The sequence below is a fragment of the Bacteroides sp. 3_1_23 genome, from assembly GCF_000162555.1.
Classification (GTDB): Bacteria; Bacteroidota; Bacteroidia; order Bacteroidales; family Bacteroidaceae; genus Bacteroides; species Bacteroides ovatus.
In genome coordinates this window covers 959,404-974,175 of sequence record NZ_GG774949.1, presented here as the reverse complement: position 1 = coordinate 974,175, position 14,772 = coordinate 959,404, and the positions used below count along the sequence as shown (strand labels likewise).

Here is a 14,772-nt window from a genome sequence, read left to right as displayed (position 1 = left end):
AAAAACGTTCTTCAAGAAAGGACAAGAAGAAACAGCCTCTAATAAACTAAAATTCTGTGTATATATATCATTTAATATATTATTGTTATAACAGCCTTTCATACCTATTCCCAAATATCATAATTTCTTGTTTAAAAAGAAAAAGATTTTTGACTATGATCTCCTTGTGTCTATTCTTATATGGAGAAAGAATTATCTTTTGTATTTCTTTAGTTGTAAGAACTTTTATTAAAGAGACCATTTCCTCAACAGTGTAATTGTTTTGGATGGATATGCTAATGCTAATTTTTATCACTTTAGATATAATCCCCTTGTAAATAGCAATAGCCTTTAATGGAATATTTTTCCCTACAATATAATCAGTTGGAATATCACCAAATCCAACAAAGCTTATAACACCATTATTTATTGCACTTCGAGCAAGACTTTTAGTGTCATTCCTATTGGAGAGACAAGAAAGACTAAAAAAAATTTTACCCTTAAACTTTGAAATATTGTCTGAATGAATAAAATGCTCATTTCTGTAAAATTCGGGATTCTCAATCACAGCCTCTTCAGCTATAAAGTCTTGAGATTTCTTATTGCAAGAACCAAACAAACAATCGCTTCGCCCATGTCCCATAAACAAAATAAACTTTGCATTACTGTCCATAGCTTTTTTTATACAAGACTCATGATCCGCATCAGAGTATTTTATCTTATAGCAATGCCATTGCTTGTCAAGCTTTCTACAAAGATAAGTGTTTATCCTATTTAAGAATGTAATAGATTCTTGTCTATCTGTAGGATATATGCCAAAAATTTTCGTCATAAAATTAATATGTTTCATCTAAGCCATTAATTGATGACAAATAAGAGATAATCTGTTCAACTAAGTCTTTTTTAAACTCTATACTATTAGGTGTTTTTGATTGAAGACAAGTAGCTATTTCCTCAAATCTTTTACCTGCATATTTGGGAAATAAATAGTTAAATGTATCATCTCTTCGAAGAAAAAACCATTTAATTAGTTCATCTTCAAAGTTGAATTCTTTTTCTTTCTTTACATGTTTAACAAGCTCTTGTTCATAATCATTGTCTCGTTTTCGAAAGTCTATATTGCAATCAATCAGCGATTTAAGATTTTCTTTTTGTTTTTCAAAGTCATCTGTTTTTATAATATCTTCAATAACATTCTCTATTTGTGCGGAATATAGAATTACTTGTTTTTTGTAATTAGGATTTATTGATTTTATAATTTTTATTATCTGAAATCCATCTATAACACCTGAAATTAAATTGTAATCACAAACAATAGAATCAAGTTGTCTAAAGTAAGGTAATCTTAATAAATCAGTTTTAAAAGACTCTGCATCAAATAGAATTTCTCCATTCTCCCTTTTCTGATAATTAATAGGATTAAATTCTTTAAAAACTAACTCAATGCCATCATTTTTTAGAGTAGCTTTTATGTTTTGTAAGACGGCACTCTGAGATTGCTCATCTACTAGTATTAAGTGTTTTTGAATCATTTGAAAATAATCTTAAAATTCATACCATTGCCTATTTCAGGCTCATCAATCGCTATTTTGGCATTCATTTTTGATAGAGACTCTGAAACGAGATACAATCCAAATCCAGTACCATTTTCTTTTGCTGTTTCTCTAAATTTGAATATATCATTAGGGTTAGTTTTATACTTAGAAGACAACCCTTCTCCATCATCATATATGTTTAAGATTAAAGAGTTGCCATCTAATTTAGTCTTAAACCATATATTTTTCGCCCCCCATTTTGCTGAATTATCTACAAAATTATCTATCATCAGAGCCAAATCAAGTTTGCTTCCAATTATATAAAATAGGCGGACACCATTGATTGAATGTACCTTAATCTTATATTTGTTATTCTTGGAATAACCGGATATAAAATCTGGAAGATTAATTTTTTGTGCATCAGCTTTATCCAAATCACTTTCAAGAATCAAATCTGTTGCTTTTAGTGACTTATCTGCAAAGTGCAAAATCTCGTATAAAGATTCTATAATTGACTCTTTTAAAGAATTTCCAAGTTGTTCTTTTGTAAGATTATTAATGATAAGTGAAATTGTTTCTTTTATTTTTTGGTTATTATTTTTTACATGATGTATTAAAGCATCTGTTTCCGGAGTCGATTGCTTTTTATAAAATTCGACTTTCAATTTTTCTAATTGAATTTCCTTCTCTTTTTCCTTTTCAATCTCTTCTTTTTCCTTCTCAACATCAACACGTTTTTTCGTTTCTTCTTCTGCCGTTTTTTCCGCTTGAAGTTTTTCCGCTTGAAGTTTTTCCAGTTCTTGTTGATGTTTCTCATTAATTTCTTTTTCTCGCTCTAATTGAAGTTTTAATTCTTCAATTATTCGTGTTTGCTTTTCTATGGTATTTTTGTAGTATTGGAGTTCTGCTATGGCCTTAGCAGTGGCTTCATTAGTAGAATATTTTGAGAAATCGGCTATTTGTTTTTCTAGGTCTTTATTTTCAATGGCTTTTTTTTGCAAAATTCGATTTAGGGTATCAGCATCAATTTTCTTTTTTTCAAAATCAGTAATAAGTTGCTCAAATTCTCGTTCTGCGTTAGCCTTCTCTTCTTCGATTTTATCAAGTATTAAATCCTCATTAATATAGAGCTCAATAACATCGCTAGCTTTTGCTCCGATAATAGAATGAATACTCGAATAAATACGCCTTCTTTTTATAACTTCATCTTCACGAAAGATTAATTCACTTTCTTTTAACTGACCCGAAATTATTTTTTTTTCAATATCCCTTATTTTATCTTTATCTTCCTCTGGAATGCTATCCCAATTTAAACCATCAACAACATATTTTTCTAACCGCTTAAAAGATTTATAAAAATAACCTTCGCGATTAGTTAATTTTGAAAAACTTTCATTTCTAACCAATCCCTCTCGACTTGATATTATTTGGAATGAATTTTCTGAATCTAGAACTTCTATCCGTCCAACAATATCTCTTGAACTAAGAAATCTAGCATAACCTTGCGCTCGCCTCTGTTCTAAATTTAGCCAATCGTCACTCTCCTCGCCATATGGGGGAATACGAAAACCATTCAAGAACAAGTATATTGAGCCATATTCTACAGGTCTTACCCCCGTTTGTTTTGTAAAAAAAGCCTTAGAATATGGATTTAAATAGTATAGGTAACATTTTGCATGTTTTATTTCTGGATAAAACTCATTTTTTTCTTTTATCCAAAAAATTGTCTTTCCTTTATCCTTTAATGTTGTTAAAATAATTTGTCCTTCTTCAATTATTTCACTTTCGATACTTGTTGTCTTAAAATCAAGTTTCTCAAAAATAGTATTATCTATTTTTCCTATAAATTTTTGAGAATCATCCTTATTATTATTTTCAATTACAAATTCTTGTGCATTCAAATAAATGCCAAAATCATTTTCCTCAAATGCCTGATTGGGATTAATTAATTTTTCAAGGTATTTTTTTAGGTTTACAAGCTTGTCTGTATTCCAATCTATAATGATACCTTTGTCATTTTTAATTTCATAGACCCAATTGCTTCTTAATTTTATTATCTCTAAGATAACTCCTTGTTTGAATGGCTCAACTTTTCTTTTAACTAAATCTTCTGCTGTTAATTCTTTATAATCGAGGATGACACTTTGTATTTCCTTATTTTCATCTTCAACTTCAAACATCTTCCAATCTATTTTTAGAAGTATGTAGGATTTTTCATCATTTTTTCTAGCATATAGATTTAAAAACTCACCCAGTCGGTCGCAAGAAAAACGTCCAACTCCCTTAGCACCTGCCATCATCCGATTATGTTGACGAGTATTTTGTTTTTTTTCTGAATATGCAATATTTAGCCACTTATTCTTGATGTCGTCCAAATTCATACCTAAGCCATCATCTTTAATAATTAAACGTGAAGTCTTTTCTGAATACGAATCAATTGATTTGTCATCATTTTCTTTTAAATTTGAGAATGAAATATCTACTCGCTTTGCATCAGCATCAAAAGAGTTTTTCACTAATTCAAGAATGGCAATATTGTCATCATTGATAAGATCTTTACCAATAATACTTTTGAGTTGTATATTTGTTTTAAAATGTAAATCCATTTCTATATCATTTTTTTTAGGATAATTCCTACTTGCTCTCCAAACAATGGTGGAATAGCATTGCCTATTTGTGTATAACGTGGAACTTCCTGTGTCCGCCTTTTACCTCCTGTTGTGTATTTTCCTTGGAAAATATACCAATCAGGGAAAGATTGTATTCTTGCATACTCTCTTACCGTCAAAATTCTAGGCTCTGAATAATGAATATAATCATCTGGAAGCGTTGTAATAGTTGGACTCTTTTTTTTCTCATCCAACGGTATTATTGTATGCTTTTTTATATTAAAACGCTCTCTTGTATAAGAGTCTATATCTTTATTTTTTCTGCAGGTATCTAAAATAATTTGAAATTTACTTGAGATTTCGGGGCGATGTTTTGGAAAACGATGGCTGTCAGGAATACATTGATTTACTCCTATTCTCATTAATTGCTGATAGGAACTTTTTATAGGGGAATACATTCCTGCTTTAAATGATTTTGTATCAGGCGAGTCCACCTCTCCATTTTCTCTTAATAAATCAGAAATAGCATCCCCTAAAGTAGTTTCGATGGTCAATTTTTTTTCAGACAAAAAAGAATGGCGATTATTCTTTATTAGACTAAAAAATTGCGAAGCCGTATCTTTAGAGACATTTGGCACATCCTTTCTTACTCCAACTAATATAAAACGTGTTCTTTTTTGAGGAATACCATACTCTCCAAAATTAACAAGTTCTCCTTTTACATAATATCCCGCTCTATTTAAAGCGCGTTCGACATAAGAAGAATACTCTTTACCCTTGTCCTTATTTTTTTTAAACTCCAAGGTAAACCCTTTTACATTTTCAAAAAAAATTATTTTTGGTTGTATTGTTTTGATGAATTTGATATAAGATTTTACAAGATTATTACGTTGATCATTTTCCTTTCTTCTGCCAGCCATAGAAAACCCTTGGCATGGAGGGCCACCTACAACAAGATCAACTTTTTGTTGCAAACCTAACAATTGCTCTTTATAATCTTTCAAGACAACATTAATATCATGAGAGGTTTTGGGAAACCAATCAGGCCATAGAAAATGATTAACTTTCTTTATAAGATTATATTCAAGCGTTTTAAAGGCATCCGCATTTTTTTCAACAGCAAACAAGCCTTGCCATCCAGCATTATGAAGTCCTAAAGAAAGACCCCCACATCCAGCAAATATATCAATATAGGTAGGCTTTTTCATTATAGCTTAATTAATTTAAGATGGCCACAAACTTTTTGTAAGATCTCTTCTGGAGGAACGCCAATAGCAAGTGCTATTAAGTAAATTTCATCTGCCTTTAATTTTGCAGTTTCTTTTCTACTCAACTCACTCAATCTAGACTTACTAATACCTGTCTTACGAGACACATCGGCTTTATTGATAGATTTTTCCGATAAATATTTTCCTAATATAGTCATATTTAGCTACTGATTCATTTGCAAAGATAAACAAAGGTTTAGAATATCAATACAAAAATAAAGAAAATCGAAACATTAATTTGAAGGCTGTAAATTTTTACACCAAACAAATTTTGGCACAAGTCCCTATTATTTTGAGTACTTACAATCAATCTATTAGTTCGTTTTCGTGTTTTTGGGGAGAAAAACACCAACAGAGCTGCTAAAAGAAAGACAACAGGGAGAAAGAAGAATTTAAAAATTCCGATACAGAAGAACACGATAATAGAAAATCTCTTTTTTTATTGCACTCCTTACGCCATTTGATGCCAATTCCCGCCACTCATTTCCATTAGTCTTTAAAACGTAACATACTATTTATTAAACTTCTACATTCGCACCGACGGGCTAAGGTTTACCCGATATTGATTAATTATTGTATCACTTAAACTATTAATTTTATGGTTAAGAAAAAACAAGAGCAACAAGAGCAGAGTCAGGACGAGCATGTAATGGCAGTTCTTGACAAGAGAACGAACAAGACCGCAGTCATCTCCAAGATGAACGAACAGGACGGCAGCATCGAAGTCGTACCGCCGGACAAAAAGAACAACAACAGTTTTCTCAAACTGGACCGTACCACACCTCTGGAACTGTTCTTCACGAATTTCAAGAACCAGTACCAAAATCCTACAAGCTTCAGTTTCTTCCTTGTACCACTTGCCGTTTTGGACAAGACACTGAACGCGGTCATCCAGATTCGGAAAGGGGAAGACCCCGGACCGGACGGCAAGAAACTGGTAGAAAACAGCGAACTCAACGACGAGGGACGTATCGCCAAACTGGCCCGGCGGTATAAGTTTGATGAGCACCAGCTGCCGTGGAAAGATCTGAACGCACTCGGTCTTGACAAGGAGACTCTGTTCAACAACCATTGCATGGGAGAACTTCTCAAAGGAAGAATCACTTCCACCGCACTGCCCATCAGCAAGGAGATAAACGGAGAAAAGAAAGATTTGGGCGAGGCCTGTTTCATGTGTGTGAAAGGTGCGGACGGCAAAGTGGAACTCAAGACACTCACCCGTCTGGACAAGCCCCAATATGATTTGCCGGTCTATAAAGGCGTATTCACGGATGAAGAGAAGGACAAACTGGCCGAAACGGGTACGTTGGGAGGAATCAAGGAAATGAAGGACACGCTTACAGGAAATGTATGCAAATGCTATGTCAGTTTCCACGAGTCCACCAACCGCATCATCACCATGCCCGTGGATGCCATCAAAATCCCGGACTACATTTATGGGAAGAGACTGGACGACAAGCAGAAGCAGATACTCGCTTCAGGTGGCGAAGTCCCCATCAATGACATACAGCGCAAGAACGACACCATGCTTTCCGGTGTGGCCTATGTTGATCCGACCATAAGGGACATCGCATTCAAACAGTCCGACAAGCAGCTGAAGGTCAACAATACGATTTTAGGAGCCAAGATAACCCCCGAACAAAAAAAGATACTGGAGAATCACGGCATGGTATTCATCGAGAACATGCGCAATCCCAAGACCAGACAGCTGTTCTCGGATGATGTGCGTTTCAGCAACAAGAGCAACAACCTGCTCATAGGACGCAATGCCCGTGAATACAAGCCGGCGGTTGAACCCCCCAAAAACGACAGGAAACAAGAAACAAAGCAGACGGCCCGCCATGTCGTATCTCCCAGACCGCAGGCCAGAAAGAACAGCCTCTCGTTCTCGTAATCCGGCAGCAGGCGGAACGTTTACCGAATCCATATACCCGGTTTCCTCTCAGGTTACCGGGTATGTCACAAATTATTTCCCCATTCAAAATCCAATGACAACAGATGATGATTACACAACATGACAACAACGGAGAACTGTCCTGCTTCAAGTCAGCTCTCCTTTTTTATTTGAGAGAAAGCCATCCGCACATGGCCGATGACAAGGCATTCATCCGGGAGCGTGCGGACAGTGCCGCAAAGGCTTACGAACATGCCATACGTGACGGCCTATCCGTCAGGCAGGCTTTGGAACAGGCTGACGCCGTTCTCTATCAGGACTTGCGCTTTTCCCGGTTCGATACGGTTTTCGAGGTCGTATCGGAGTGGTTTCCCGAAGTACGGCCCGAAAGACGGACGGATTTCTGCCTGAAGGTATTGTCACCCGCAGAAGCGGTATTCGGCAAATATTCCATAGACGACAGGTTTGAATCATCTCCGGCCTGTCATACACTTACCGTTGAACTTACAGGTTTCATACAATCCTATATAGAACAATATGGCGTATAACAGACGACAACATCTGGCGGACAACATAGCCGCACTTGAACTGATATTCATGCGTCCGGAGTTCTGTCTTACGGAACAGGGACGCAAGGTCTTGAACGGTTATTCGGGTTTCGGAGGACTGAAGTGCATCCTGAATCCGGCGGAGAAGGATACGGACATAGAAAAATGAAGGACAGACAGGGAGCTGTTTCCCCAGGTCCGGCTGCTGCATGAACTTCTGCGTGAGTATTCCAAAGACGAGAAAGAATACAAGTCATACGTCCAAAGTCTTAAGAATTCCGTCCTTACAGCCTTTTACACACCCGAGCCGGTGGTAACGGCCATGCAGGAAGCCCTGCTGGTACCGGAAATCCGCCCGGAACGTTTTCTTGACCCTTCCTCCGGAACGGGCATGTTCATCAGCACTCTGAAGGATGTCCCCGAAATCCATTGCTTCGAGAAGGACAGGCTGACGGGAAGGATACTCTCATCCCTCTATCCGGAAAGCAAGGTGAACATAGAGGGTTTCCAGTCCATACAGCCTTATTATAACAGTTACTTCGATGTTGTTTCTTCCAATATCCCGTTTGGGAATACCAGGATTTATGACCGGGACTTTGACCGGAGTGACGACCCGGTGCGCAAATCCTCACTCGCTGCCGTACACAACTATTTCTTTCTCAAAGGCATGGATACGCTGCGTGAAGGCGGGATACTGGCCTATATCACGACTTCGGGCGTCATGGACTCGCCACAGAACCGTCCCGTCAGGGAGTGGCTGGTAAACCATGCCAATCTCGTTTCTACCATCCGTCTGCCGGACAATCTGTTTACCGATGCGGGTACGGAAGTAGGCAGCGACCTGATCGTATTGCAGAAGAATACCCGAAAATCGGAACTGACCGAAAAGGAACGGAACTTTATTGAAACCCGTCTTATATCGGGCAGTATCAATATCAACAACAGCTATGCCGATTTGGACTATATCATCCATACTTCCGTATCCATGGGTAAAAACATGTACGGACAACCGGCCATGAATTTTATCCATGAAGGGGGTATCGGAGCCATTTCCGAACATCTCAGGCTATTATTGGCGCAAGATGTGGGAAACCATCTTGACCGGAAACTTTATGAAGAAAACCTGTCCCGTTCCAGTGTTTCCACTGCCCTGAAAACCGGACCGGAAGTCCCACCGGAAACAACAGCAGTGGAGCACCGGCAGGAGATGCAGGAAGAAAGTCTCTTGTCAACCAAGCCTTATGAACCCATGCTTAATCTGTTTGCCGCCTATGCGGACGGGGAGGAAGCGGAGGTGCAGATGATGGAAAGCCGGCCATCACCGGGCCGGACAGCGTCGGCATCCCGCAAAAGAAAAGGAAACGAACCGGAAATGTTCAATCTGTTCTCGCAAGAGAACATGTATGATGAAGCTGTCTCACAAGAAGAAATGACCGGGGAACAGGCGGCAGCGGAAGCGAAATGGCAGGAGCGCAGACTACGGTTCGAGGAAGAACGGAAAAAAGAAACGGAACCACGTCCGTTTACCGGAGAAATACGCCCCGAATACAAGAACGGCTCTCTCGTGAAAGCCGGTGAGCAATACGGGTATTTGCAGGGATTGGGTACTCCCAAAGTACAGTTCCATCCGCTCAGGCTGACTGTCACACAACAATACCGGGCCGCCTACTATATCCCGCTCCGTGAAGCCTACCACAATCTCTACAATGCGGAAGCCGAAACAGAAACCGAACAGCCGGAACTAAGGGAGGAACTGAACCGGCAGTATGACCGTTTCCACCGCATGTTCAGGGAGCTGAACGGAAAGGACAACGCCAAGTTCCTGCTGTTGGATGCAGGAGGACGGGAAATGCTCTCGTTGGAGCGTTCCGTCAACGGGAAGATACAGAAGGCGGACATATTCACCGTGCCCGTATCGTTCAACGCCAACGAGGTGACACATGTGGATACACCGCAGGAAGCCCTTGCGGCATCCCTGAACAAGTTCGGCGAGGTCAATCTGGAATATATGGAGAATCTCAGCGACATCGGCAGGCAGGAACTGCTCGAACAGCTGGAAGAGCGCATCTTCTACAATCCCATGATGAAGAGCCATGAAATCAAGGACCGTTTCATAGCTGGCAATGTAATCGCCAAAGCAGAATGGATAGAGAACCACCTGAGAGACTATCCCGATGACGGCGCGAGCAGAAAATCATTGGAGGCCCTTCGGAAAGCCATACCGGAGCCTATAAGTTTCGAACAGCTTGACTTCAACCTGGGAGAACGGTGGATACCCATGTCCGTATATGAGGAATTCGCCGGATACCTCTTTGAGACAAAGGCCCATATCCACTATACGGAATCCATCGACGAGTTCAGCGTAAGCTTCGAGAGCACCAACGCGAACATCACCGACAGATATTATGTGAAAGGGGAAAAGAGAGGCTATTACGGAAACGACCTGCTGAAACATGCGCTGCACAACACCGTACCCGACATAACCAAGACCGTACAGGACAAGGAGGGCAATGACATTAAGGTACGTGATGCGGAGGCCATCCAGCTTGCCGACACCAAAATCAACGAGATACGTTCCGCCTTCACCGGCTGGCTGAATGAACAGCTGCCCGAGTTCAAGCAGAACCTTGCGGACATGTACAACCGCAAGTTCAACTGCTATGTACGTCCCGATTACGACGGTTCCCTGCAAAGCTTCCCGTTCCTTGACCTGAAAGGGCTGGGCATACCGTCCCTGTACGACAGCCAGAAAAATGCCGTATGGATGCTGAAGATGAACGGAGGCGGGATAATCGACCATCAGGTAGGTACGGGCAAAACCCTTATCATGTGTATAGCCGCCTTTGAGATGAAACGTCTCGGACTGGCGAACAAGCCGATGATTATCGGACTCAAGAGCAATGTGCATGACATAGCCGACACGTTCAAGAGGGCCTATCCGAATGCCAGAGTGCTGTATCCGGGCAAGGAGGACTTTACGCCGGAGAAGCGTGTCGGAATATTCCATGACATCAAAAATAATAACTGGGACTGTATCATCCTGACACACGACCAGTTCGGGAAAATACCCCAGTCCCCCGAAATACAGCAGGAAATATATACGCAGGAAATAGACAGCATCGAAGAGAATCTCGCCGTATTCGAGCAGCAGGGCAATGAAGTGACCGGCTGGATAAAAAAAGGGGCTGGAAAAAAGAAAGGAAAACCTTGAGGCCAAACTTGAAAAGCTGGAACAGGATATAAAGGACCGGACGGATGATGTTACAGATTTCAGACAGATGGGCATCGACCACCTCTTCGTTGACGAATCGCACAATTTCAAGAACCTGATGTTCAATACACGTCATGCAAGAGTTTCCGGTCTGGGCAACCCCGAAGGAAGCATGAAGGCCATGAACATGCTTTTCGCCATCCGTACCATACAGGAGCGTACGGGCAGGGATTTGGGGGCCACTTTCTTGTCCGGTACGACCATCTCCAACAGCCTGACAGAACTCTATCTCCTTTTCAAATATCTCCGTCCGAAGGAAATGGAGCGGCAGGGGATTACCTGTTTTGACGGTTGGGCGGCCGTCTATGCGAAGAAAAGCACGGACTTTGAATTTTCAGTGACCAACCAGGTGGTGCAGAAAGAGCGTTTCCGCTATTTTATTAAAGTGCCGGAACTCGCCAATTTTTATGCGGAGATAACCGATTACAAAACGGCCGAGGACGTAGGGGTTGACAGGCCGGAACTCAACGAGCAACTGTATCACATACCGCCCACTCCCCAGCAGGAGGTTTTCATTCAGAAACTGATAAAGTTCGCTGAAACCGGGGATGCGACCTACATAGACAGGGAGCCTCTGTCCGAAGCGGAGGAGAAGGCACAGATGCTGATCACCACCAACTACTCGAACAAGATGTCGCTTGACATGCGGCTGATAGACCAACAGTACGGTGACAGTCCGGGAAACAAGGCGTCCCATTGCGCAGCCAAGATTGCGGAATATTACTATAAATATCTTGACCAGAAAGGCACACAGTTCATTTTTTCAGACTTGAGTACCTATAAACCCGACCAGTGGAACATCTACAGTGAGATAAGGCGCAAACTCGTGGAAGACCATAATATCCCGGAAAAGCAGATAAAATTCATTCAGGAAGCAAACAGCGACAACGCACGCAAGGAACTGTTCAAGGATATGAACTCCGGGCGCATCCGTTTCCTTTTCGGTTCCACACAGAAACTGGGTACGGGTGTCAACGCGCAGGAACGGGCCGTGGCCATCCATCATCTGGACATACCCTGAAGGCCGTCCGACCTGGAGCAACGCAACGGACGTGCGGTGAGAAAAGGCAATATTATTGCCAAGCAGTACGCCGGCAACAAGGTGGACTGCTATATCTATGCGGTGGAGAAGTCACTGGACAGCTACAAGTTCAACCTGCTGCAAAACAAGCAGGTGTTCATCAACCAGCTCAAAAGCCGCAATCTGGCCGCCCGTACCATTGACGAGGGGGCGATTGACGAAAACGGAGGCGGCAGTTTCAGCGAATACGTGGCCATCCTTTCAGGCAACGACGACCTGCTGGAAAAGGCGAAGCTGGACAAGAAACTGGCGGTCCTCGAAAGCGAGAGGCAGGCATTCCACCGTAACAAGGGAAACGCGAAAGGCAAGCTGAATGAAAGGACTTCGGGAATAGAAAAAAACAATGCCTTTATCGGGCGTTTCACCAGGGACTGGGAATATTTCAACAAGGTGGCCCCCGCAGATGCGAAAACCGGACTCCGTCCCAATCCCCTGAAACTGGACGGCGTGGACTCGGACAATATCGAGGTACTCGGCAACCGGCTTGCCGCAATCAACCGGAATGCCCGGACGGAGGATGACTATATGAAAATCGGGACCCTGTTCGATTTCCGTATCCTTGTCCGTACCGAAAGGACCTGTGAGGGGGACATGCAGGCTTTGCAGAACAAGTTCATGGTCGAGGGGCTGGACGGCATCAAATATACCTACAACAACGGTTATATTGCCAAAGACCCGAAACTGGCCGTCATGAACTTCATCAATGCGCTGGAACGCATTCCCGCCATGATAGAGAAACGGGAGAAGGAGAACGCGGAGCTGTCGAAGGACATCCCGGTCCTTCAGGAGATTGTGGCGGCCTCATGGCCCAAGGATGCGGAAATCAAACGGCTGAATGAAGAGCTTGCCACGCTGAACCGGAAAATACAGCTTGCCATAAAGCCGGCAGGCGGGCATGAAGACGGAACGGATGACGGACCGGAACAGTCACAGAAAGCGAGGCACGTCCCCCCAATGAAAATTGCCGCCCCGTCAAACGGGCTGAAAAAAATATCCTAAGTTTCCCGCGGCACATTGCGGCAACCCCGGAAGCTGTGCTTCCGCAGTCTGCCGCAAAGAGCCGCTTTTCAGGAAAGGACAAAGGTATGGCCGGCATCCGGATAAATCCGGCCTGCCGGCCATACCCTTGTCTGTAAAGGGAAGAAAGCCATTCCGTCATTCCTCTTCCTCAAAGGAAAGGCTCTCCACCTGTCTGTTAATAACCTTCCAGTCAATGGAATCCTTCAGATTGATTATATCCACAATCGAATAATGCCTGGTCCCGTTCTCCTCTTCTGCAAAACGCAGACGCCCGCTCAGACGCTGTTTCTCAATCTCTGCCGGGTCGAGGTTTATCAGCTCACAAACCTCATCGGGCAGCATGGAGAGTTCGACACTGTTGTCCTCGCAGATATGTTGCAGCACGGCCAGCATGTTGAGGGACTTCTTGTAACTTCTCACGAGTGCGGCGAACGAGCCGCTTTCAACCTTAATCATCTTTCTCATAACCTTTTATTTTTAGAGTGTTCTTCTTTTTCCAGCAGCATGGCACGCAGCACGTCCGAACGGCGGTAGTAAATCTTCCCCTTGTCACGGTGGAAAGGCAACGAACCGTCATTGCGGCGTCTAAGAAGTGTCCTGTCGGACATCTTGGTAAGCAGGCGCACGCCTTTTGAATCCAGTATCTCGCTGTCGGGCAAGTTATGTATGGCAGGAGCCAATAACTTCTCAATGCTGGTTACTTTGGCGAGTATGGCACTGAGCATGTGGGTCATCTGCCCACCCGGTGCAGTTCTTCTGTTGTTCATAATGACCTTGTTTTTATTGTTTACGGTGCAATATTACGGAGATATTATAAGGCCGTTGGTTACTCAACCGTTGAGCAACCGCCAAAAAAAGACAGGAAACGACAAGTCGGGACAAAAAAAGCCGGGAGGCACTGTTCCCGACTATTTTACGACAAGCAAGCATCAATAGGTACACGTTTTACCATTAACGCTTTAACAATCAGAATAATACAAAAAATAAACAAGAAAATATTTTGTTATATTCCAAATTTTGCCTATTTTTGTATGTGAGTTATTTGAAACTATGCAAAGCAGTGTAACCCGAAGCAGGACTTCCATATCCAAATCGTTACCTGCATCTTTTACACTCTCTATATTTATCTTATCTTCAGAGAGTTATATCGAAATATTTTGTTTTTCATAAGGAAACGAATCGTTTCAAGCCTTGAAACAAAGTGTTTCAAATAAGGTTTGTACTGTACTGGATTTAGTTGACAACTTCGCTTGTTATACCTAAGTTAGTTTACTCAATATTTTTTAAAACCTAAATAAGTTTACTTGTCCCTTTGTAATTCCTGTATAAGTTGTCATTTTAGATATGTTGCAAAATTATGTATCTTCTCTTATAAGTGCAAGACTTCGGGCTGTAAACTTTCATTAAACAACAAAAACTCTTCGTCTCGGGGATCGCCCTAGCGGCAAGGGGCGGGAGCACCCGTCCCGACGAGCGGGACTTCAGCTACCTTTCCACTGCATTTACGAATATATTCCATCGGAGTTCTCATTGTATGCCTTGATGCGGTCTAACATAATTGTATGCA

Annotated in this window: 11 protein-coding genes and 1 pseudogene; 5 read left to right on the top strand and 7 right to left on the bottom strand. The window is 41.8% G+C overall.

Translation table 11 applies throughout. The features are described 5' to 3' along the window. Positions 1–85: 85 nt before the first annotated feature. Genes HMPREF9010_RS20630 through HMPREF9010_RS20650 form a run of 5 tightly spaced genes read right to left on the bottom strand, consistent with a single transcriptional unit; the run spans position 86 to position 5,549 of the window. Positions 86–829, bottom strand: a complete 744-nt coding sequence (locus HMPREF9010_RS20630) for a hypothetical protein (protein ID WP_232284311.1) — start codon at positions 827–829, stop codon at positions 86–88. Beyond that, positions 816–1,511, bottom strand: coding sequence for a hypothetical protein (locus HMPREF9010_RS20635; protein ID WP_008647075.1), 696 nt, complete (start codon positions 1,509–1,511; stop codon positions 816–818). Before HMPREF9010_RS20635 ends, HMPREF9010_RS20630 begins: the two co-directional genes overlap by 14 nt. Next, complete coding sequence (locus tag HMPREF9010_RS20640; RefSeq protein WP_008647073.1) at positions 1,508–4,120, bottom strand: ATP-binding protein; 2,613 nt, start codon at positions 4,118–4,120, stop codon at positions 1,508–1,510. The genes HMPREF9010_RS20635 and HMPREF9010_RS20640 overlap by 4 nt, the downstream gene beginning before the upstream one ends. Positions 4,121–4,122: 2 nt before the next feature. Beyond that, positions 4,123–5,331 (bottom strand): DNA cytosine methyltransferase, encoded by a 1,209-nt coding sequence (locus HMPREF9010_RS20645; protein WP_008647071.1) that lies wholly within the window; start codon positions 5,329–5,331, stop codon positions 4,123–4,125. Further along, on the bottom strand, positions 5,331–5,549 hold the full coding sequence (locus HMPREF9010_RS20650) for a helix-turn-helix domain-containing protein (RefSeq protein WP_008647070.1): 219 nt from the start codon (positions 5,547–5,549) through the stop codon (positions 5,331–5,333). The genes HMPREF9010_RS20645 and HMPREF9010_RS20650 overlap by 1 nt, the downstream gene beginning before the upstream one ends. A gap of 440 nt (positions 5,550–5,989) precedes the next feature. Between HMPREF9010_RS20650 and HMPREF9010_RS20655 the strand changes: the two genes are divergently transcribed. From HMPREF9010_RS20655 to HMPREF9010_RS20675, 5 genes and pseudogenes are all read left to right on the top strand, one after another. Next, entirely contained in the window at positions 5,990–7,285 is a 1,296-nt protein-coding gene (locus tag HMPREF9010_RS20655; RefSeq protein ID WP_008647068.1) for a DUF3945 domain-containing protein, read from the top strand. 104 nt (positions 7,286–7,389) lie between these two features. Continuing rightward, entirely contained in the window at positions 7,390–7,833 is a 444-nt protein-coding gene (locus HMPREF9010_RS20660; RefSeq protein WP_008647066.1) for a DUF1896 domain-containing protein, read from the top strand. After that, complete coding sequence (locus tag HMPREF9010_RS26255; protein WP_008647065.1) at positions 7,823–8,002, top strand: hypothetical protein; 180 nt, start codon at positions 7,823–7,825, stop codon at positions 8,000–8,002. Before HMPREF9010_RS20660 ends, HMPREF9010_RS26255 begins: the two co-directional genes overlap by 11 nt. Before the next feature lie 153 nt (positions 8,003–8,155). Continuing rightward, positions 8,156–12,125, top strand: a pseudogene (locus tag HMPREF9010_RS20670) (N-6 DNA methylase). An 81-nt stretch (positions 12,126–12,206) separates the two neighbouring features. After that, entirely contained in the window at positions 12,207–13,184 is a 978-nt protein-coding gene (locus HMPREF9010_RS20675) for a hypothetical protein (RefSeq protein ID WP_032852587.1), read from the top strand. Positions 13,185–13,340: 156 nt separating this feature from the next. Here HMPREF9010_RS20675 and HMPREF9010_RS20680 read toward each other — a convergent pair whose 3' ends face one another. Both HMPREF9010_RS20680 and HMPREF9010_RS20685 read right to left on the bottom strand, forming a co-directional pair. After that, positions 13,341–13,670 carry a hypothetical protein gene (locus tag HMPREF9010_RS20680; RefSeq protein ID WP_008647060.1) on the bottom strand — a complete coding sequence of 110 codons (330 nt, stop codon included), beginning with the start codon at positions 13,668–13,670 and terminating at the stop codon, positions 13,341–13,343. After that, on the bottom strand, positions 13,667–13,972 hold the full coding sequence (locus HMPREF9010_RS20685) for a DNA-binding protein (protein WP_008647055.1): 306 nt from the start codon (positions 13,970–13,972) through the stop codon (positions 13,667–13,669). Before HMPREF9010_RS20685 ends, HMPREF9010_RS20680 begins: the two co-directional genes overlap by 4 nt. Between the last annotated feature and the right edge of the window lie 800 nt (positions 13,973–14,772).